The sequence below is a fragment of the Nitrincola sp. genome, assembly GCF_048264025.1.
Lineage (GTDB): Bacteria > Pseudomonadota > Gammaproteobacteria > Pseudomonadales > Balneatricaceae > Nitrincola.
The window spans coordinates 86,321-105,202 of sequence record NZ_JBLXDN010000001.1 but is presented as its reverse complement, the minus strand read 5'-3'; the positions used below and the strand labels follow the sequence as shown (position 1 = coordinate 105,202).

Here is an 18,882-nt window from a genome sequence, read left to right as displayed (position 1 = left end):
CGCATCAGCGCTCTTCAGTTTCAGTTAGGGCAATCAGCATCAGCATCACTGAGCCAAATACCGTAAAGTAAACGCCAACATCAAAGATCAGCGGTGTGGATAATTTAATCTCGGTACCCCCTGGCAGGGTGACAGGCCACCACTGCGATGTCAGAAAAGCCTGACCCTGGAACCAGGCAGGAAAAATCGAAAACATCGCCAAAAACAGGCCAAATCCAATCAGATTGCGCGGATCTACGCGCATCAAATCACGTGTGACAACGGCACCAAAGGTAAACAGGTAGAGCGCAAATGCTCCAGATGCCACCAGACCGGCAATAAAACCACCGCCCGGCTCATTATGGCCGCGTAACAACAGAAAGACTGAAAACAGCAGTTGTAATGGCACCAGAAAGCGTGCGGCAACATGTAGTATCAGCGTGCCTGGCTTCATCATCTTAGTGTTCCTCCTTCCTGGTACTGGCTGAAGGTGTTTCCTGCTGGGCTTTGAGTTCATCCAATGAGTGCACAATATATTTTTCATGCAACTGCTTGGGAGGCAGAATCAAGGTGCCGGCGTAATGATTGCCTCCGGGTTGGGTATCAGGGCGGAACTTGATCATGGCATAAACCCCCAGCGCGGCCAGCGCCAGTACAAATATCTCTCCCAGGGTATCCAGCGCTCGGTAATCCACCAAAATTACGTTAACGATATTGCGTCCATAGGCCAGTGGCTGGCTGTTTTCGATCATGTAACCCGAAATCGATGGGAACAACTGAACATCGATGGTCATCATGATCAGCAGCGTCATCAGGGTGCCGGTAAGAATCGCGACGAAGGCATCTCGACCGCGCTCGGCTGGTGTGGAAATATTGGAAAAACCCGGTAGTCGGAAAAGCACCAGTACCAGCAGGATGACCGTCAGTGTTTCCACCAGGATCTGGGTAATGCCCAGATCGGTTGCACTGAACAGAATAAAGATGAGCGCAACACAAAAGCCTACAGCACCCATGGAGGCTACGGCACCGAGTCGGGAATGGGTGATAGAGGCTGCAATAGCGGCTGAAATCAAGATCATGACAACCACGGCCTCATGGAGGTAAAGGCTCACATCCCAGTTCCAGTGGAGTTCATAGCGCCACAACAGGGTGTAACCGGTAATACCGATAAAGCTCAGCAGAATGGTGCGCAGGTAGTTACGCATTGAACCGTTTTGCAGCAGACGTGTCTGCCATTCAGCAACCACAACAATACCCTGCATAAAGCGGAAATAGCCCGCTTCGGGACCGCGCTGAATAATGGGGTTGAGCACGGCCAGGGTGTCGCGCAGGGTATTCCAATGATGGTAGAGGAAGTAGCCTGCGGCCAGACTGACAATAGAGAGCAATAACGGCAAGTTTAAGCCGTGCCAGAGCGCCAGGTAGCCCTCAATCGGCTGCCCTGCGACAGCGGTCGAGGCTGGAAGGGTAATGAAGCTGCCGGCAATCCCTGGCATGAGCCCGAATGCCAATGACAGAATCGTCAGCACCACTGGGCCAGCGAGCATTAATTTGGGAGCTTCATGTATGGTGCGCGCCTGTGGAATAAAGCGACCATAGAAGGGGCGCAGTGCGATCACCGCTGCTACGGCAACCACCAGTATGGATGAGGTGATTACCATCAGCACTATAGCAATGCCTACCGGTCCACCAAGCAGGGATTCGAGTAACAGTTCCTTGGCAACAAAGCCAAACAGTGGCGGCAGGCCTGCTAAAGATAAAGCCGCAACCAGGGTGCATAGGGCGGTGATCGGCATCACTTTTCTCAGGCCGCCCAACTGGGTGACATCACGCGTGCCCGCTTCATGGTCAACAATACCGGCGAGCATGAACAGCGCACCTTTGTAGAGTGAATGTGCCAGCAGGTAGGCGGCAAATGCGATCATCGCCAACTCAGTGCCTAGTCCCAGCAGTAAGGTCAGCGTTCCCAGTGCCATCACCGTTGAGTACGCCAGTAATTTTTTCAGGTCAGTGCTGCGAATCGCCATAAAGGCCCCGGTCAGCATGGTCAGAGCACCAACGCTGGTCAGCGTGGTGATCCAGAATTCGGTACCTCCTAATTCCGGATGCAGTCGTGCCATCAAATAGATGCCTGCCTTTACCATGGTAGCCGAGTGAAGGTAAGCACTGACGGGTGTCGGCGCCGCCATGGCATTGGGTAGCCAGAAGTGGAAGGGGAACTGCGCCGACTTGGTAAAAGCCCCTAGCAACAGGCAGATCATCATGCCGATATAGAGCGGATGTTCGGTCAGTACTTCAGAGCCGTTGAATATTTCTTGTAAAGAGTAACTGCCACCTGCGCCTGCCAGCATGACAAGGCCGGCCAACAGTGCCAGGCCGCCTGCGACTGTGACAATTAAGCCCTGCAGAGCCGCCTTGCGAGCTTCGGCACTCTGGTGATTAAAGCCGATCAGCAGGTAGGAGGTAATACTGGTCAGTTCCCAGAATACAAACAGGGTGATTAAGTTATCCGCAAGTACCAGACCGAGCATGGAAGCCATAAAGGCCAGGAGTATCACTAAGAAGCGGGCCAGTGACTCATGCCCTTTAAGATAACTGCCAGCGTACAGAACGATAAAGGTGCCTATGCCACAGATCAACAGGGCAAACATCAGTGACAGGCCGTCCAGTACCATCGTCAGAGAGATATCCAGACCGGGAATCCAGGCATACTCATGCACCAGGATTTCTCCGCTAGCGATGAGTGGAATATGTGAAGCAAACCACAGGGTCAGTGCAGCTGGAACCAGTGCCAGCAGATTACTGGTGCGGGCCTTGTGTTTACTGTACAGCCAGGGTGTTAGTGCGGCCAGAAGGTAAATAACCAATATGCTTAGTTGCATAATATATCCTGTTATGACTCCGGTCGTTTGTACGTGTCCTTGCCGTTAAGCAGGTCACTTTCTTATAAAATTATCACTAACATAATACATAAGTAGAGGGCCTCGTAAAGACTTAATCATATTTAGTACACGGCATTTATCAGTGGGTATATGTCGTAAAACCAGCGGTAGATGACGCATGCTGCCTGGAAAACAAGGGGTATAGCTGCTAGGGTAAAAAGCTGTTTTAACCCGCTTTAAACCCAATGGAGCTTTGTCATCATGAGTGAGCATGATTCGAAAGACCCGATGATACCCGATGGTGAAGTTAACCCCATCGATACGGACTATCAGATCGGCCAGGATAATATCGAACTTCAGATTGGCCCGTTTGGTCTGGATATTCATAACCGTGTGTTTATGATTTCAGGACTCACTGTCATAGCGTTCGTTATATTGACCTTGGCGTTTCAGAGCCAATTGGAGCCGAGTTTCAACGGTCTGCGTAACTGGCTCACATCTAACCTGGACTGGTTCTTTATCAGTGCGGGCAATATCTTTGTGCTGATCTGCTTGTTTCTGATTGTGTCCCCTATGGGGAAGGTGCGTCTGGGAGGCACTGAAGCTAAACCTGATTTCAGCTATCTGGGTTGGTTTTCCATGCTTTTTGCAGCAGGCATGGGTATCGGACTGATGTTTTTCGGTGTATCTGAACCTCTATCGCACTTTGCGTCCTCTATGGGCGGTACAGTCATGGAGAATGGGGTGCGTACTGACTGGGCACCGCTGGGTGCCGCGGCGGGTGATGCTCTGGGGGCTGAGCGTTTGGCGATGGCGGCTACTATTTACCACTGGGGATTGCACCCCTGGGCTATCTATGCCGTGATTGCGTTGGGTTTAGCACTGTTTTCATTCAATAAAGGGTTGCCTCTGACCATGCGTTCAGTCTTCTATCCTTTGCTGGGTGAGCGTATATGGGGCTGGCCTGGTCATATTATTGATATATTGGCTGTATTTGCGACTCTGTTCGGTCTGGCAACATCCTTGGGATTTGGTGCCTCTCAGGCGGCGGCAGGACTGAATTATCTATTTGATTTACCGCAAGGGACTACAACCCAGGTACTGTTGATTTTTGGTATCACCCTGATTGCATTGCTGTCAGTTGTGGCGGGGCTGGAGGCTGGGGTTAAGCGCCTGTCAGAAATCAATATGACACTGGCTTTGTTGTTGATGCTGTTTGTTATTCTGGTGGGGCCAACCCTGGCTATTCTGACTGGTTTTTTTGCCAATCTTGCCGCTTATTTCCAGCACTTACCGGCACTGTCAAACCCTATAGGGCGTGAGGATTCTAACTTTGCGTCTGGCTGGACGGCCTTCTATTGGGCCTGGTGGATCTCCTGGTCACCTTTTGTCGGTATGTTTATCGCACGCGTCTCTCGTGGTCGAACTGTGCGTGAATTTATGATATCGGTGTTGCTGATCCCATCCGCGGCCTGTGTTCTTTGGATGACCGTATTCGGTGGTACCGCGATCAGTCAGTTTGTTGGTGGCTATACAGGTGCAGCCGATGCAGCACTACCCTTGCAGCTGTTCAGTATGCTGGATGTTTTGCCTTTGGCTCAGATCACCTCGTTCATAGCCATTATTCTGGTGGTGGTGTTCTTCGTGACCTCGTCCGACTCGGGCTCCCTGGTTATTGATACCATTGCTGCTGGCGGTAAGGTGAATGCGCCGACGCCTCAGCGGGTGTTTTGGTGTACTTTTGAGGGCTTGATTGCGGTGGCCTTGCTGTTAGGCGGCGGGTTGGTTGCACTGCAGGCCATGGCTGTCTCCACCGGTTTCCCCTTCACTATCGTGTTGCTGGTTGCGTGTGTGGCCACCCTGAAGGGGTTGGCATCCGAACCGCGAGTTGGTTAATCAATAAGAGAGCCAAGCATGCAGGTTGAACCGATCGAAGTTCTGGATTTTATCCGGCGATTTCCCCCTTTCGGAGAGTTGCCTGAAGAGACTCTCTCTTGGGTTGCTAGTCAGATTGAGATTGGCTACTTTAAAGCCGGAACCCAAATCCTGGAATTTGGTCAGGAAGTAGATGCCCTGCATGTGATTCGCTCGGGTGCAGTTGAAGTGTTTCGGCGAAATGGCGATCTTTATAATCGCTTATCGGAAGGCGGTTTTTTTGGTGAGTTTGGCTTAATGCGCAACAAAAAAATCCGTTTTCCAGCCAAAGCACTGGAAGATACGCTGATCTATTTTGTGCCGGAAGCCGTGTTTACCCAACTGTTTGAACAATTTGAACAGTTCGCAGATGCGGTCGAGATAGAGGATCGCACACGCTTGCGTCAGGCGGTGTCCCGGCGTGAAGATGCCAATGAGTTGATGACGTCACGCGTCTCGGCACTGATCAGCCGTGAACCCGTAATGATGACCTCTGAGGTGACGGTGCAGCAGGCGGCACAGAAAATGACTGAAGAGTCGATTTCATCTCTACTGATTATGCATTCGGATAATCAGGTCAGCGGGTCACCTATGGCTGGCATTATTACAGACCGGGACCTAAGGACCCGTGTAGTTGCTGCCGGTCTGGATTACGCAACCCCTGTAGCCGATATCATGACGGAAACATTGATCAGCATCGAAGCGAATCAATACGTCTTTGAAGCCATGCTGACCATGCTGCGTTACAACTTACATCACTTACCGGTCATGCAACGCAATCAACCCATCGGTGTGATTGCCATTTCCGACATCATTCGTTATGAATCGCAGAACAGCTTGTTTGTTGTCAGCAGTATTTTCCGCCAGCAAACACTGGAAGAATTGAAAGCTCTGGTACCTGATGTGCGCGCTTGCTTTGTGCGTATGGTCAATGAGGATGCTAATTCACATATGGTCGGCAGTGCCATGGCAGTGATCGGGCGCAGCTTCAAACAGCGCTTGCTGGAGTTGGGTGAAGAGAAATTCGGCCCACCACCGGTGCCTTATTGTTTTTTAGCCCTGGGTTCCATGGCACGAGATGAAATGCTGATTGTTACGGATCAGGATAATGCCATGATTCTGGATGATGCCTTTAACCCGCAGCAGCATGACAGTTACTTTAAATCCCTGGCTGAATTTGTCAGCGATGGTTTAGACGCCTGTGGTTATACCTATTGCACCGGTAAAATCATGGCGACTAATACCCAGTGGCGGCAACCGAGACAGGTATGGGTCGACTATTTCAATAATTGGATAGATAATCCAAGTGCTGAGGGACTGCTGCACAGTTCGATTTTCTTTGATCTGGATGGCGTCTGGGGTAAAACCACCTGGGCGGATCAGCTCAACGACATGATAGTGCGTAAAGCCCAGCGCAGTCCTCGCTTTCTTGCCTGTATGTCGCGCAATGCGTTGAATCGCACGCCACCACTTGGTTTCTTCAAAGATTTCGTTATGGAAAAGGATGGCCGACAAAATAACACCATTAACATGAAACGACGCGGCACGGCTCCCTTGGCTGATCTGGTGCGTGTGCATGCATTAGCAAGTGGATCAACGGCACGTAATTCGTTTGAACGCCTGGACGATATAATTAAGACTGATAGTTTGCCGCGTGGACGTGGGCAGGATCTACGTGATGCGCTGGAGTTTATTTCCATGGTACGCATCCGTCATCAAGCCCTGTCAATTCAAAATGGTGAGGACCCTGACAACAATATTGCCCCTGAAGCCCTGTCAGACTTTGAACGTAAAAACCTGAAAGACGCCTTCCAGATACTCAGTAATGCGCAGAAATTCATGAAATTTCGCTATCAAGCGAGCCGTTGAGTTGAGGTGAATCTTGTTCTATCTTGGGTCTACAGCCAAAAAAAACGTTGCTGACAGGGATAGCTCTCCGGATTGGAGCGCATTTTATGGCCAGAAAGCCGACGTGGTTCAAGATGAGCGCCTGAAAGCCTTTTACAATGCAGGAGTTGTAGCACCCTCTACGCCATTGAGTGAGGTGCCGTTTGTGGCGGTGGATTTCGAAACTACCGGTTTTGATCCGCAGCGTGATGGTATTGTCAGCATAGGGTTAGTGCCCTTTGATCTGAAGCGTATCCATTGTGCCGGTGCCAAGCACTGGATTGTGCGGCCAAGAACACCGCTGGTTAAGGATTCTGTGGTGATACACGGTATTACCCATTCCGATATTCAGGCCGCACCCGATCTGATGCGGGTACTTGAGTACCTGCTGAAAGCACTTGAAGGGCGTATTGTAGTTGTTCATCATCGAGGGATTGAGCGTCCGTTTTTGAATGCAGCGCTGGAGAAACGTCTGCACGAGGGTATATTATTCCCGGTCGTGGACACCCTGGAGTTGGAAGCTCGAGTTCACCGTGCCAAGCCCCTCAGCCTGTGGCAAAAACTCAGAGGTGTGGAGCTGGAGTCCATACGCCTGGTCGATAGCCGTAGTCGCTACAATTTACCCTATTACCATCAACATCATGCGCTCACGGATGCCCTGGCAACGGCGGAATTGCTGATGGCCCAGGTGGCTTATCGCTTCAGTCCGCAAACGCCTATCAGTGAGCTATGGAAATAAGATTGGCTTAGCCATCAATTTTCAACGCTGTTTTCAGCTGACGACGTTGTGATACGGCAATGCCCCCCAGAATCATCAATAAAGCCACCAGGTGATTCCAGCGGGGGGTCTCATTCATAAAGCTGACACCTACCAATACCGCCCAGACAGGAATCAGGTAGTTGATCAGTGACACAAAGCTGGGCCCTGCCAGGGTGACCAGTTTCAGGTAGATGACCGTCGCTATACCGGTACAGATGAAGCCGAGCAGGGCAATGGCCAGCAGGGTCTGCTGTGAAAAATCGCCAATATTATTCAGGCCAGGCAGACCGGTTAGATGGTCCAGATTACTAAAGCCCTGAGTGAAGGTGGCCAAGGGCCAGATCATGCAGGCAGCCATTAACAACACAGATGCTGAGGTACTCCAGGGATCACTGGCAGGTTTGCGCCGGGCAATGATGGTGTTCAAGCCGTAGCAGACGGCGGCCAGGAGTACGGCTAATTGAGCCAGCAGCGCTTCACCACTTAGGCTCACAGAATCGATGCTGCTCGGGCCCAGTAATACTAGGATTCCGCAAAAGCCGATGAAGAAGCCAATCAGTTTATGACGGCTTAGGGGCTCGTCCGGTAAGAAAAAATGCGCCAGTATGGCCGTAGCCAACGGCATCACCGCCATCAGAATACCAGCCAGTCCACTGTCTATTCGCTGTTGCCCCCAACTAATCAGAGTAAAGGGCAAGGCATTGCCGATCAGAGCCATCGCCAGCATAAATAACCACAACCGAGTACCTCGTGCTAACGGGCGGCGTAATATCAGGGCCGCGGGGAAGAGTAGTAAGCAGGCTAGCAGATTGCGTAGAAACACCGTCGACGCTGGACTCAGTTCCCGTACGATCAGGCTGGTCAGGGCAAATGAGCTGCCCCAGATAATCGCCAGTGCGACCAACAGCACCCATTGAAGCATCGGGCGTTGAGCCATGTTTTACTCCAGGTCATCTATGTAAAACAGTATCTTAGCTGAATGAAAACAATAATCCAGTGCCTGCAGGCAAACAAGGTGTATAGATTCTCACAACAGAATTCAAGCATTGACCGGCCGAGGTATTGTCAGCAGTGGTCATTTGCATCTAAGCTGATGTCAGACCTAGTTACAACACGGGTTACACTACTAGTTACAACTACAGGATACCTGTCATGAAGCTATACGGATCAACTACATCGCCCTATGTTCGCCGTCTAAGAGTTTGGTTAGAAGATGTGCCTCATGAGTTTGTGAATATTGATATTTACAGCCCGGAAGGTCGTGTTACGCTGAAGCAGATCAATCCGGCTTTAAAAGTGCCGATGTTGGTAGATGACTGGCAGGCGGTGTTTGATTCACGGGTAATTTACAACTATCTGAACCATAAGCTGGGTAAGGAAGTTACAACTATAGACGATGAAAATGCTATCACCTTGATCAATGCTGCCAATGATTCTTATATTGAGTTGTTTCAGCTGTCACGCTCCGGTATTGATATTGAACAAGACGCACTGTTTTTCAACCTGCAACACGAACGTATCGCTTCGACACTCAGTGTGCTGAATGAACAAGCCAAGCTGGGTGCGTTTGAATACTGGCACTTCCCCGCTATCTGTCTGTATTGTCTGGTCGACTGGTTGATGTTCCGAGGCCTGAATGATTTTTCAGCTTACCCTGATTTACAGGCGTTCCATCAGCGTCATGCAGCACGTGAAATTTTGCAGGATACAGATCCACGCGCCTGATGTTTGCACACAATGGATTTGAGAGTGTGATGCTATGACACAAGACCAGAGCCTGATTCTGGTGATCTTGCTGGCCACCATGGCGCTGTTTCTGTGGGGACGTTGGCGCCATGATATGGTCGCAGGTGCCACCTTGCTGGCCTGTGTTTTGGCTGGATTGGTCGATGCCGCCGATGCCTTTTCAGGCTTTTCGCACCCCGCGGTGATCACGGTGGCCTGTGTGCTGGTGTTGAGCCGTGCACTGCAAACCTCGGGTGCCGTGGATATTTTAGCGCGGTATGCCTTACCCAAAAACGCCGGGGTGACACTGAGTATTGCCGCCTTGACAGGTTTGGGTGCGTTGCTTTCCGGCTTTATGAATAATGTCGGTGCTATGGCGCTATTGATGCCGGTCGCCATGCAGATGTCGGGCCGCCTTGGCTTGTCATCCGGTCAAGTCCTGATGCCCTTGGCCTTCGGTACGATTCTGGGCGGTATGACAACCCTGATCGGTACACCTCCCAACCTGATAGTGTCAGGTTTCAGATCAAAACTAGACGATACCAGTGCCTTTTCGATGTTTGATTTTACCCTGGTGGGTTTGCCAGTGGCGGTGGTTTGTGTGCTATTTGTCGCCTTGTTGGGTTGGCGACTGGTGCCGGTCAGAAAAAATGGTGTGAGCGATAGTTTTGATACGGGGGCTTATATTACCGAAGTCCGGGTCCCTGAAAAAAGTAAAGCGGCTAACCTGCTACTGCGTGATATTGAAAAAGTACTGGATGAGGTTGATGCTCAGGTTATTGCCTTGGTGCGTAACGAGGTGAAAATCAATGCACCCAGTTATGGCCGTAAAGTTCTGGCCGATGATATTCTGATTATTGAAGCTGAGGTTGAGTCTTTATCAGACGTTTTATCCAGTCTGGGGCTCAAACTGGAGGAGGCTGAAGAAAAGGATGAACCTTCAGACGTTGAACAGGAGAAAGACGACAAAGAAGCAGCCAGCCCATCGGAAGTGGTGTTAGTCGAACTGGTTGTCAGAGAAGAGTCTGGTCTGGTTGGGCGCTCGGCAAAAGATATTCTTTTACGCACTCGCTACGGTATTAATCTGCTGGCCTTGTCCAGAGAGGATTATAAATCCCATGCCCGTTTAAGAACGATGAAAATCAAGGCGGGCGACCTTCTGCTGATGCAGGGAGCACAAGATACCGTTATGGAGTTCGCGGCTGACTTCAGTTGTATACCGCTTGCCGAGCGAGATCTCAAAATACCGGATAAGAACAAAGCGATTACCGCCGGTGTGATTTTAATCGCTGCGATTGCTTTGGCAGCCTTGGGAATTTTACCCACAGCCATTGCCTTTGCTTTGGGGGTGCTCGCCTCGATGGTGACTAAAACCCTGCCGTTACGCTCTATTTATACAGCAATTGACTGGCCTGTTATTGTGTTGTTAGGGGCCTTGATTCCTGTGGCCAATGCGATGGAAACCACCGGCAGCGCTCATCTGATTGCCGATTTCTTGCTGGGGACGCTGGCGCAGGGTAATTCCATAATCGCTTTGGGTCTGATTTTAGTAGTGACCATGTTTTTGTCTGATGTGATGAATAATGCAGCGACGGCAGCGGTTATGTGTCCCATAGCCTTAGGTACAGCATCGACACTTGGCTTAAACCCGGATGCCTTTTTAATGGCAGTAGCTATTGGTGCTTCCTGCGCATTTTTAACCCCGATTGGCCATCAGAATAACACCCTGATTCTGGCTCCGGGAGGGTTCCGCTTTAGTGATTATTGGCGCTTGGGCTTGCCGGTTGAGTTGCTGGTGTGTTCGGTGAGCCTGCCATTGTTGTTAATCTTCTGGCCGCTTTAATGTTGCTACAGCCTGCCTGATCAGCGTAGGGGGTTGTGCTATGTTCTTGGCTAACAGCTTAGCAAGTGTAAAGAGGATATAAATTTGAGAAAGCCTGTAATTGCTATTACCGGTCCTGAACGAGGCGCTTTGGGACCACGCAGTCTGGTTGCCCTGATGGTGCGCCTCTATGGTGGGCAGGCGTTACAGCTCAGGCCCAGTCAGCATGCGCAATTATCCGAGTTTGCGTTTGATGGGGTCGTCGTTACCGGTGGCCATGATATCGATCCGGTACTCTATGCTGAAGAGCCTGAGGTGGAACCCAAGTACGATTCAGCCAGAGACCAGTTGGAAACGGCTGTCATAGATCATGCTTTGAATCGAGGGGTGCCGTTGCTGGGCATCTGCCGCGGTGCTCAATTGCTAAATGTCTGCCGTGGGGGGTCTCTGCATCAAGACTTAAAATCCAAACGCCGGAAAACATCCAACCGGCGAACCCTGTTGCCATTAAAAACCCTGTTACTGGAGACCGACGGGCTACTTAAGCAATTACTGGGACCGGGGCCCTGTCGAATTAATAGCCTGCATAATCAGGCAATGGATCGCATCGGTGATGGCTTACGTATTGCCGCACATGATCTGGATGGCATAGTTCAGGCCATTGAAGATCCGCAGCAACCCTTCCTCCTGGGCGTGCAGTGGCATCCGGAATTTCTAATCTTTATGTCCAGTCAGCGGCGTTTATTCAAACAGCTTATCCAGGTATCAGTAGAGCAGCGCTTGCAAACAGCTCAATAAAGTGAGCTATTGGCTACGCGTGTAACGGAGGCTCTCAGGGTTTCCATCACCGGGCTTTCCATCTGCCAGAAGTGCCAGTAGAGCGGAACATCCAGACTGTAGCCTGGCATGACGTCTACCAGTTGCCCCGATTCCAGTTCGTCAGCCACCTGTAGCTCCGGCATCATGCCGTAACCCAGACCCGCCTTAGCCGCTTTAATAAAGCCCTCAGAAGAGGGGAGGTGATGGGTGTAGAGGGGCTCGGTGCCGGCGACATCGGCTAGAAACTGATGCTGCAAGCGGTCTTCTCGGCTGTATACCAGGCAAGGCGCTTGATGGAAGGTAGCGGGTTCAGGGGGTGTCAGATGATAGCGTTGAATAAAAGCCGGACTGGCCAGTGCACGATAGCGCATGACTCCTAAAGCAGTTACATCGCCACCATTTACCGGTTCAGGGGTGGCACACAGACAGGCCATCACCTCACCCTGTTTCATGCGTCGCAGGCCCACGGCCTGGTCTTCAACGGATACTTCAAAGCGCAGTAGTGGATAATCTTCCAGTACCAGTGCGCCCGGTAACCAAGTGTCCAGTGAGTCGGCATTCACGGTGATGCGGATAATCAGATCTTCAGGGTTAGCGGATAGCTCCAGGCCCGCTTCAAGCTGCCTGACCCTTTGTAAATGGTTATGCAGGCGTTGTCCCAGTGAGGTCGCCTTCGGTGGCTGACTGCGTATGAGTACCGGCTGACCGAGCAAATGCTCCAGTTGCTTTATCCGCTGGCTGACAGCGGACTGGGTCAGGTGCAGGTAGTTGGCGGCTTTTTCAAATCCACCCTGTTCCAGTACGGCGGCCATGGCCTGTAGTAGACGGTAGTCGATCATAAGTTTAGCTAATATTCCGTTAATATAATTCGTTGGATTAATGATAGCTGGCTTCGTTAGTCTTGCCCAGTCTAGTGATGCATTTTTATCAGGGAGCCTGGCATGTCAGTATTTTTTACCGGTTATATCGTTGCGTTGGGGTTAATTGTCGCCATAGGCGCGCAAAATGCCTGGGTGTTAAGTCAGTCGATGCGTGGCAATCACCGTCTGGTCATTGCGCTGGTCTGCATTCTGTGTGATTCGATTCTGATTACGCTGGGTGTGTATGGGGTCAATCAGCTTAAGGTGTGGGTACCGCCCTTGATTCCGCTGCTCACCTGGATGGGGGTCGCGTTACTGTTGTGGCTTGCATTTAATGCAGCACAGCGTGCGCTGAAAGGCACCGGTGGCTTGCAGGCGGCTAAGCCGGTAAGCGTACAAAACGCCTGGCAAGTGGGTCTTACGGCCTTGGCGATCACCTTGCTTAATCCGCACGTATATATTGATACAGTTGTATTGATCGGTAGTGTCGGGGCTGCCCAGACAGATAAGCTGATGTTTGTAGTCGGTGCCAGTTTTGCTTCATTGACCTGGTTCACTATGCTCACTGGTTTCGCGCCTAAACTGGCAACTTACTTACGCTCCCCAACGCATTGGCGTGTCTTTGATGGCGGTATGGCGGCACTTTTGTGCCTGGTTGCTATGACGCTTGTGCCCTGGAACTAACCAATAGAAATCCCGTCAGAGTGAGTAGCTTGACCAATCTGCATAAGGTCTTTTAGATGTTTAAACGTTACAAAGCACTCCCTGGATGGTTACGTTGGGGGCTGGAGATCCTGCTGGTAGTGTTGATCATTTTTGCTATTCGTAGCTATCAATCGCCGACCCTTGAATCCGGCACGGCCCCGGATTTCAGCGGTGTCACCCTGGCTGGTGAACAGGTTTCGTTAGCCGGGTATGCGGGTGAACCTTTACTGCTAGTAGTCTGGGCCGAGTGGTGTCCTATCTGTCGTATCGAGTTACCTATGCTGACTGGCTTACTGGAGGATCATCAGGTTTTGACGCTAGCCATTCAGTCAGGCAGTGATAACCAGGTGCGCCAGTTTCTGGATGAACAGCAACTCAGCCATCTACCGGTACTGAATGATAGCCAGGGTGAGTTGGCCTCGGCTCTAGGCGTCAGGGGCGTTCCTGTAATGTATATTATTGATTCATCTGGACAGATACGTTTTACCGAGGTGGGTTTGACCAGCAGTTGGGGATTGCGCGCACGGCTTTGGTGGGTGGGCTAGCTGGCTAGTATATTTCACTGATATCTCATAAAATTCTCTGATACAGCTGGCTTTATGGCGTTTTCGACTCAGCCGCTGCCGTGGTCACTAGGATGATAAAGGATAAGTTTGTGACAGAACGAAGGGTGATAATCCTTGGTGGTTACGGTAATTTCGGTAAGCGTATTGCTGAAAGTTTAGCTATGCTGTTGGGCGTTACGGTGATTGTCGCTGGACGAAGCATCAAAAAAGCGCAGATCTTGTGCCAGGAACTGTCATCAAGGGGAGCCAAGGCCCACCTAGAACCCGCTTTTATCGATATTGATCAACCAGGGCTTACTGAAGCGCTAGCCTCTTTATCTCCTGATCTTGTGATACATACAGGCGGCCCCTTTCAAGGGCAAGACTATAGAGTTCCCAGTGCATGCATTGCGCTAGGCAGTCATTACATAGACTTGGCTGATGATCGACGCTTTGTTTGCGATATCATTTCATTAAATGAACAGGCTTGTGCCAACAATGTGTTGATTGTATCGGGTGCCAGTTCAGTTCCTGGTTTGTCTTCGGTGGTGATAGATCGTTTTATATCCCAATTTTCAAGACTTGATGAGATCGACTTTGCAATCGCTCCAGGAAATCAAGCCGAGCGTGGCGAAGCTACCGTTAGGGGGATTCTTTCCTACACGGGGCACACCTTTTTAGTGCTCAATAACGGTAAGTGGGTTAATCAGTATGGCTGGATGTCGCCCAGAAAACTGTATTTTAATGAGGTTATTGGTAAGCGATGGCTTGCAAACATTGATATACCCGATTTAGAGCTTTTCCCTCGACGTTATAAGCCGGTTACTTCGGTAAAATTTCAAGCGGGTTTAGAATTACCCTTGTTACACCTCGGCATGGTGTTTATGGCGTTATTAGCCAAAATTGGCCTGGTGAAAAACTGGTCAAAATTTACCAAGCTTATCTATACCTCCAGTGAGCTGTTCAAGGGGTTCGGTACAGACACTGGCGGCATGCAGGTTAATCTTTCCGGCTTGGATGAGAATAATAAACCCAAACAAATTACATGGACGCTCTGTGCCGAGAAAGGCGTGGGCCCTTATATACCCACGCTGTCAGCAATCATTCTGGCGAAAAAATTGCTAACTGAGACTATCGATGTCAGAGGAGCGACTCCTTGTTTAGGGTATTACACCTTAGAAGAGTTTGATCAGGAGGCAATACCGCTGGGCATCTATCATCAAACAGAGGTTAGCATTGGATAGTTATCTGCTATTAAAATTGATCCATATTGTCAGCGCGGTAGTGGTTGCCGGAACCGGCACAGGTATAGCCTTCTTTATGTTTATGGCTAATCGTTCCTCAAACCTGCCAGCGATAGCGGTGACCGCACGCCATGTGGTATTGGCTGATTGGCTCTTTACAGCGCCAGCCGTAGTGCTTCAGCTAGTGTCTGGAGTGCTGCTGATGATGAAACTAGGCTATTCGTTTACGTCCACCTGGTTTTTCATAGTGATGGCACTGTTTGTTTTTATAGGTGTGTGTTGGATCCCGGTTATATTTATTCAATACAAACTGAAAGCACTGGCTGATTCATCGTTAAAATCCGGTGTATTAGACCCAAACTTCAAAAGTATGATGCGATGGTGGACAGCACTGGGTGTGCCAGCCTTTATAGCTATAGTGCTTATTTTCTGGTTGATGGTTTTTAAGCCTTTTTCACTGATATAGGAATTCTAAGCGTGTCCTCAGCAATGTATCTGGCTGCAAGAATTAGTCTGAGCTTTATGTGGATTTTCACAGGAATTACTTCGACTTTTTTTGCTCAAGAAATTGGCTATGAAGTATTGGCTAATAGCGGGATTGAAGGCACTTTAGCGGATATCAGTATTTGGTCTGGTAGTATTTTAGATGTGATTATTGGTGTCTGGTTACTTATAGGTAAAAAGTTAAAGCCCTGCTATTGGGTGCAGATGCTAGTGATACTGACCTACACGCTACTATTAACGGTTATTGATGCGAGTTTTTGGATCCACCCCTTTGGTCCACTTACTAAAAACATTCCTTTGCTGGTGATGATCTACTGTTTATATAGAATCGATTGTGTAAGGCCGATGCACAATCAGACGTAGCATAAAACCTAATGTTCCCGCCTATCTGTGTCATGCTATCCTAGCGCTTTTGTAATCAGAGCCTGCGAAGAGTCCGATGCGTTATTTCGATTGTGTGGTTATAGGAGCGGGTGCCGCGGGTTTGATGTGTGCGGCCACGGCAGGTCAGCGTGGTCGGCGGGTGTTGGTGGTGGATCATGCCAACAAAGTCGGCAAGAAAATACTCATGTCAGGGGGAGGGCGCTGCAACTTTACCAATCAATGGGTCGAGCCCTCAAACTTTTTGTCAGCTAATCCACATTTTTGTATTTCTGCTCTAAAACGCTTTAGCCAATATGATTTCTTGTCTTTGGTGGATAAGCATCAACTTGCCTACCATGAAAAAACACTGGGTCAGCTGTTTTGTGATAATCGCGCCAAGGATATTCTCAATATACTCTTGTCTGAATGCGAAGCCGGCGCGGTGATTATCGAAACTCGTTGCGAGGTTCAGCGTATCACCCGACTGATCCCCACTGATCCGGCAACATCTCCGCAAGACACTGAGACAGATATAGCCAGGTTTGAGTTGCAAACTGCCCTGGGTCCGGTGCACTGCGAGTCATTGGTGGTTGCAACCGGTGGCCCCTCCATTCCCACCTTGGGCGCCAGTGGTTTTGGCTATGATCTGGCCAGGCAGTTTGGTTTGCGTGTCACCGATCTGCAGGCTTCATTGGTGCCCTTCACCCTGAAAGGTGAACGGCTGGCGTTGGCGCAATCCCTTGCAGGCGTGGCGCTACCGGTAAGTATCAGCTGTAACAATCAGACCTTCAAAGAAGCCTTGCTGTTTACCCATAAAGGGCTGAGCGGCCCCGCGGTGCTGCAAATCAGTAATTATTGGCATCCGGGTGAGGCGGTGCAGATCAACTTTTTACCCGATCATGACCTGCAAGCCTGTTTGCGTGACTGGCAACAGGCCGGTGAGAAGGCTGAATTGAAAACCCTGCTGTCGCGCCTACTCCCCAAGCGATTTGTGCTTGCCTGGCTGGCGTTCCCCGAATTGCAGACCTTGGCTGACAAGCCGGTCGCGCAGCTTAGCCACGCCGATATGGCCGCGCTAGTCAGCGTGTTTCAGTGCTGGTCTTGTGTTCCCGCAGGTACCGAAGGCTACAAAACCGCTGAAGTCACCCGTGGCGGTGTGTGTACTGATCAAATCTCTTCAAAGACCTTTGAAACCAAGTCCGTAGCGGGGTTGTATTTTATTGGCGAAGTATTGGATGTAACCGGCTGGCTGGGTGGATTTAACTTTCAATGGGCCTGGAGCAGTGGCTGGTGTGCAGGTCAGTACGTTTGAACTTTAAGTCAACTAAGGTCTAACGTATTATATTAACAGTCAATGACAGTTTTCCGGGGTATAAATGGGATCTATTATAGAGGTTCGTCAGGTCAATAAAGCCTTTGGGGCGTTGCAGGTTATTAATGACTGCTCTATTCAGGTCGAAGAAGGCTCCATTACCGGATTGATTGGCCCTAATGGTGCAGGCAAGTCCACACTGTTTAACCTGATTGCCGGTACCTTTGCTCCGGATTCCGGCAGCATCCACTTTGCCGGTGATGACATCACCGCGACTCCCTCTGACCAACTGTTTCATCGCGGCTTGCTGCGCACCTTTCAGATTGCGCAGGAATTTTCTCACATGACGGCACTGGAAAACCTGATGATGGTGCCGCCTCAGGCGGGAGAAAATATCTTTAATACCTGGCTGCGTCCTGCTCTGGTTCATGAGCAGGAGTTGCAGGTGCGCCAGAAAGCCATGGATGTCATCGAGTTTATTGGCTTAAAACATGTACGTAACGAACTGGCTGGCAATCTGTCTGGTGGACAGAAAAAACTGCTGGAGTTGGGGCGTACCATGATGGTGGATGCTCGTGTGGTGTTGCTTGATGAGATAGCGGCCGGGGTGAATCGGACGCTGCTACAGGATCTGATCCGCAATATTCAGCGTTTGAATCAGGAGATGGGCTATACCTTTTTAGTGATTGAACATGATATGGATATGATTGCTCAGTTGTGCAATCCAGTGATTGTGCTGGCGCAGGGTAGCGTTATGGTTGAGGGAAGCATTGAAGCGATTCAAAATAATCAGGAAGTGATCGAAGCCTACTTTGGCAACGATGCACACTGATCTGACAGAGATAGATCATGGCACTATTTGAAGCGACTAATGTGCACGGCGGTTACGGTGGAATGAATATCCTCAATGGCGTGAACATGACCGTTGAGGCAGATGAGATTGGTGTTATCGTCGGTCCTAACGGTGCGGGAAAATCCACCATGCTGAAAGCTATTTTCGGCCTGCTGAGAGTTAACGAAGGCTGCATCAAACTACGTGGAGAAGAGATCACCAATGCCGATCCGGTGGAGTTGGTGAAGCGCAAAATGGCCTTTGTTCCCCAAGAGAAGAATATCTTTCCCTCCATGTCGGTCCAGGAAAACCTGGAGATGGGCGCCTTTAGCTGCAAGGATAGCTTTGCGCATATGCTTGACCAGGTCTATGGTTTTTTTCCGCCTTTAGCCGACAAGCGCCAGCAACCTGCAGGCGAGTTGTCCGGTGGTCAGCGTCAGATGGTGGCGATGGGGCGGGCATTGATGACCGAGCCTAGTCTGATTTTACTGGATGAGCCCACAGCGGGCCTGTCACCCATGTATATGGCTGAGATTTTTGAGCGCATTATCACCATCAATAAAGCCGGTGTTGGCATTTTGATGGTGGAGCAGCATGCCAAGCAGGCACTGAAAATAGCGCATAAAGGCTTTGTTCTGGTCGCGGGCCAGAACCGCTTTACAGATACCGGTGAAAACCTGATCAATGATCCCGAAGTAGCCAAGGCCTTTCTGGGTGGCTAAGGGCTTG

At 50.3% G+C, this 18,882-nt stretch carries 18 protein-coding genes; 14 read left to right on the top strand and 4 right to left on the bottom strand.

Features of this window, described 5'->3' with window-relative positions; all coding sequences use genetic code 11:
- Positions 1-4: 4 nt before the first annotated feature.
- Both ACN0R1_RS00490 and ACN0R1_RS00485 read right to left on the bottom strand, forming a co-directional pair.
- Complete coding sequence (locus tag ACN0R1_RS00490) at positions 5-436, bottom strand: Na+/H+ antiporter subunit B (RefSeq protein ID WP_417578822.1); 432 nt, start codon at positions 434-436, stop codon at positions 5-7.
- Between the two features lies 1 nt (position 437).
- Entirely contained in the window at positions 438-2,861 is a 2,424-nt protein-coding gene (locus ACN0R1_RS00485; protein WP_417578820.1) for a putative monovalent cation/H+ antiporter subunit A, read from the bottom strand.
- Between the two features lie 261 nt (positions 2,862-3,122).
- Between ACN0R1_RS00485 and ACN0R1_RS00480 the strand changes: the two genes are divergently transcribed.
- The 3 genes from ACN0R1_RS00480 to ACN0R1_RS00470 are packed head-to-tail and all read left to right on the top strand — an operon-like array spanning position 3,123 to position 7,401.
- Positions 3,123-4,757: a BCCT family transporter gene (locus ACN0R1_RS00480; protein ID WP_417578818.1), complete on the top strand. Its 1,635-nt coding sequence runs from the start codon at positions 3,123-3,125 to the stop codon at positions 4,755-4,757.
- 18 nt (positions 4,758-4,775) lie between these two features.
- Positions 4,776-6,644, top strand: coding sequence for a putative nucleotidyltransferase substrate binding domain-containing protein (locus ACN0R1_RS00475; RefSeq protein WP_417578816.1), 1,869 nt, complete (start codon positions 4,776-4,778; stop codon positions 6,642-6,644).
- Between the two features lie 13 nt (positions 6,645-6,657).
- On the top strand, positions 6,658-7,401 hold the full coding sequence (locus tag ACN0R1_RS00470; protein WP_417578814.1) for a 3'-5' exonuclease: 744 nt from the start codon (positions 6,658-6,660) through the stop codon (positions 7,399-7,401).
- 7 nt (positions 7,402-7,408) lie between these two features.
- Here the strand turns inward: ACN0R1_RS00470 and ACN0R1_RS00465 are convergent, their stop codons facing one another.
- On the bottom strand, positions 7,409-8,359 hold the full coding sequence (locus ACN0R1_RS00465; RefSeq protein WP_417578812.1) for a DMT family transporter: 951 nt from the start codon (positions 8,357-8,359) through the stop codon (positions 7,409-7,411).
- 215 nt (positions 8,360-8,574) lie between these two features.
- Here ACN0R1_RS00465 and ACN0R1_RS00460 point away from each other — a divergent pair, with 215 nt between their 5' ends.
- The 3 genes from ACN0R1_RS00460 (at position 8,575) to ACN0R1_RS00450 (ending at position 11,767) form a co-directional block, all read left to right on the top strand.
- Positions 8,575-9,147, top strand: coding sequence for a glutathione S-transferase family protein (locus ACN0R1_RS00460; protein WP_417578810.1), 573 nt, complete (start codon positions 8,575-8,577; stop codon positions 9,145-9,147).
- A 34-nt stretch (positions 9,148-9,181) separates the two neighbouring features.
- The gene (locus ACN0R1_RS00455; protein WP_417578808.1) at positions 9,182-10,990 is read left to right on the top strand and encodes an SLC13 family permease; all 1,809 of its coding nucleotides are present in this window, start codon (positions 9,182-9,184) and stop codon (positions 10,988-10,990) included.
- An 84-nt stretch (positions 10,991-11,074) separates the two neighbouring features.
- A complete protein-coding gene (locus ACN0R1_RS00450) occupies positions 11,075-11,767 on the top strand; it encodes a gamma-glutamyl-gamma-aminobutyrate hydrolase family protein (protein WP_417578806.1) in 693 nt (230 codons plus the stop codon).
- Here the strand turns inward: ACN0R1_RS00450 and ACN0R1_RS00445 are convergent.
- Complete coding sequence (locus ACN0R1_RS00445; protein ID WP_417578804.1) at positions 11,761-12,627, bottom strand: LysR family transcriptional regulator ArgP; 867 nt, start codon at positions 12,625-12,627, stop codon at positions 11,761-11,763. The genes ACN0R1_RS00450 and ACN0R1_RS00445 overlap by 7 nt on opposite strands.
- Positions 12,628-12,729: 102 nt before the next feature.
- Between ACN0R1_RS00445 and ACN0R1_RS00440 the strand changes: the two genes are divergently transcribed.
- From ACN0R1_RS00440 to ACN0R1_RS00405, 8 genes are all read left to right on the top strand, one after another.
- Positions 12,730-13,332 carry a LysE/ArgO family amino acid transporter gene (locus tag ACN0R1_RS00440; protein ID WP_417578802.1) on the top strand — a complete coding sequence of 201 codons (603 nt, stop codon included), beginning with the start codon at positions 12,730-12,732 and terminating at the stop codon, positions 13,330-13,332.
- A 56-nt stretch (positions 13,333-13,388) separates the two neighbouring features.
- Positions 13,389-13,898, top strand: a complete 510-nt coding sequence (locus tag ACN0R1_RS00435; protein WP_417578800.1) for a redoxin domain-containing protein — start codon at positions 13,389-13,391, stop codon at positions 13,896-13,898.
- 92 nt (positions 13,899-13,990) lie between these two features.
- On the top strand, positions 13,991-15,142 hold the full coding sequence (locus ACN0R1_RS00430) for a saccharopine dehydrogenase family protein (RefSeq protein ID WP_417578798.1): 1,152 nt from the start codon (positions 13,991-13,993) through the stop codon (positions 15,140-15,142).
- On the top strand, positions 15,135-15,608 hold the full coding sequence (locus ACN0R1_RS00425) for a DUF2269 family protein (protein ID WP_417578796.1): 474 nt from the start codon (positions 15,135-15,137) through the stop codon (positions 15,606-15,608). The genes ACN0R1_RS00430 and ACN0R1_RS00425 overlap by 8 nt, the downstream gene beginning before the upstream one ends.
- Positions 15,609-15,619: 11 nt before the next feature.
- Complete coding sequence (locus ACN0R1_RS00420) at positions 15,620-16,009, top strand: DoxX-like family protein (RefSeq protein WP_417578794.1); 390 nt, start codon at positions 15,620-15,622, stop codon at positions 16,007-16,009.
- A gap of 76 nt (positions 16,010-16,085) precedes the next feature.
- Entirely contained in the window at positions 16,086-17,321 is a 1,236-nt protein-coding gene (locus ACN0R1_RS00415; protein WP_417578792.1) for an NAD(P)/FAD-dependent oxidoreductase, read from the top strand.
- A 64-nt stretch (positions 17,322-17,385) separates the two neighbouring features.
- The gene (locus ACN0R1_RS00410; RefSeq protein ID WP_417578790.1) at positions 17,386-18,153 is read left to right on the top strand and encodes an ABC transporter ATP-binding protein; all 768 of its coding nucleotides are present in this window, start codon (positions 17,386-17,388) and stop codon (positions 18,151-18,153) included.
- A 17-nt stretch (positions 18,154-18,170) separates the two neighbouring features.
- Positions 18,171-18,875 carry an ABC transporter ATP-binding protein gene (locus ACN0R1_RS00405; RefSeq protein WP_417578788.1) on the top strand — a complete coding sequence of 235 codons (705 nt, stop codon included), beginning with the start codon at positions 18,171-18,173 and terminating at the stop codon, positions 18,873-18,875.
- Positions 18,876-18,882: the final 7 nt, after the last annotated feature.

Bases quoted from the DNA above. Each gene is read 5' to 3' on its own strand.
- ACN0R1_RS00490 (WP_417578822.1), bottom strand. From the start codon at position 436: ATGATGAAGCCAGGCACGCTGATACTACATGTTGCCGCACGCTTTCTG.
- ACN0R1_RS00485 (WP_417578820.1), bottom strand. From the start codon at position 2,861: ATGCAACTAAGCATATTGGTTATTTACCTTCTGGCCGCACTAACACCC.
- ACN0R1_RS00480 (WP_417578818.1), top strand. From the start codon at position 3,123: ATGAGTGAGCATGATTCGAAAGACCCGATGATACCCGATGGTGAAGTT.
- ACN0R1_RS00475 (WP_417578816.1), top strand. From the start codon at position 4,776: ATGCAGGTTGAACCGATCGAAGTTCTGGATTTTATCCGGCGATTTCCC.
- ACN0R1_RS00465 (WP_417578812.1), bottom strand. From the start codon at position 8,359: ATGGCTCAACGCCCGATGCTTCAATGGGTGCTGTTGGTCGCACTGGCG.
- ACN0R1_RS00460 (WP_417578810.1), top strand. From the start codon at position 8,575: ATGAAGCTATACGGATCAACTACATCGCCCTATGTTCGCCGTCTAAGA.
- ACN0R1_RS00455 (WP_417578808.1), top strand. From the start codon at position 9,182: ATGACACAAGACCAGAGCCTGATTCTGGTGATCTTGCTGGCCACCATG.
- ACN0R1_RS00445 (WP_417578804.1), bottom strand. From the start codon at position 12,627: ATGATCGACTACCGTCTACTACAGGCCATGGCCGCCGTACTGGAACAG.
- ACN0R1_RS00440 (WP_417578802.1), top strand. From the start codon at position 12,730: ATGTCAGTATTTTTTACCGGTTATATCGTTGCGTTGGGGTTAATTGTC.
- ACN0R1_RS00435 (WP_417578800.1), top strand. From the start codon at position 13,389: ATGTTTAAACGTTACAAAGCACTCCCTGGATGGTTACGTTGGGGGCTG.
- ACN0R1_RS00430 (WP_417578798.1), top strand. From the start codon at position 13,991: ATGATAAAGGATAAGTTTGTGACAGAACGAAGGGTGATAATCCTTGGT.
- ACN0R1_RS00415 (WP_417578792.1), top strand. From the start codon at position 16,086: ATGCGTTATTTCGATTGTGTGGTTATAGGAGCGGGTGCCGCGGGTTTG.
- ACN0R1_RS00410 (WP_417578790.1), top strand. From the start codon at position 17,386: ATGGGATCTATTATAGAGGTTCGTCAGGTCAATAAAGCCTTTGGGGCG.
- ACN0R1_RS00405 (WP_417578788.1), top strand. From the start codon at position 18,171: ATGGCACTATTTGAAGCGACTAATGTGCACGGCGGTTACGGTGGAATG.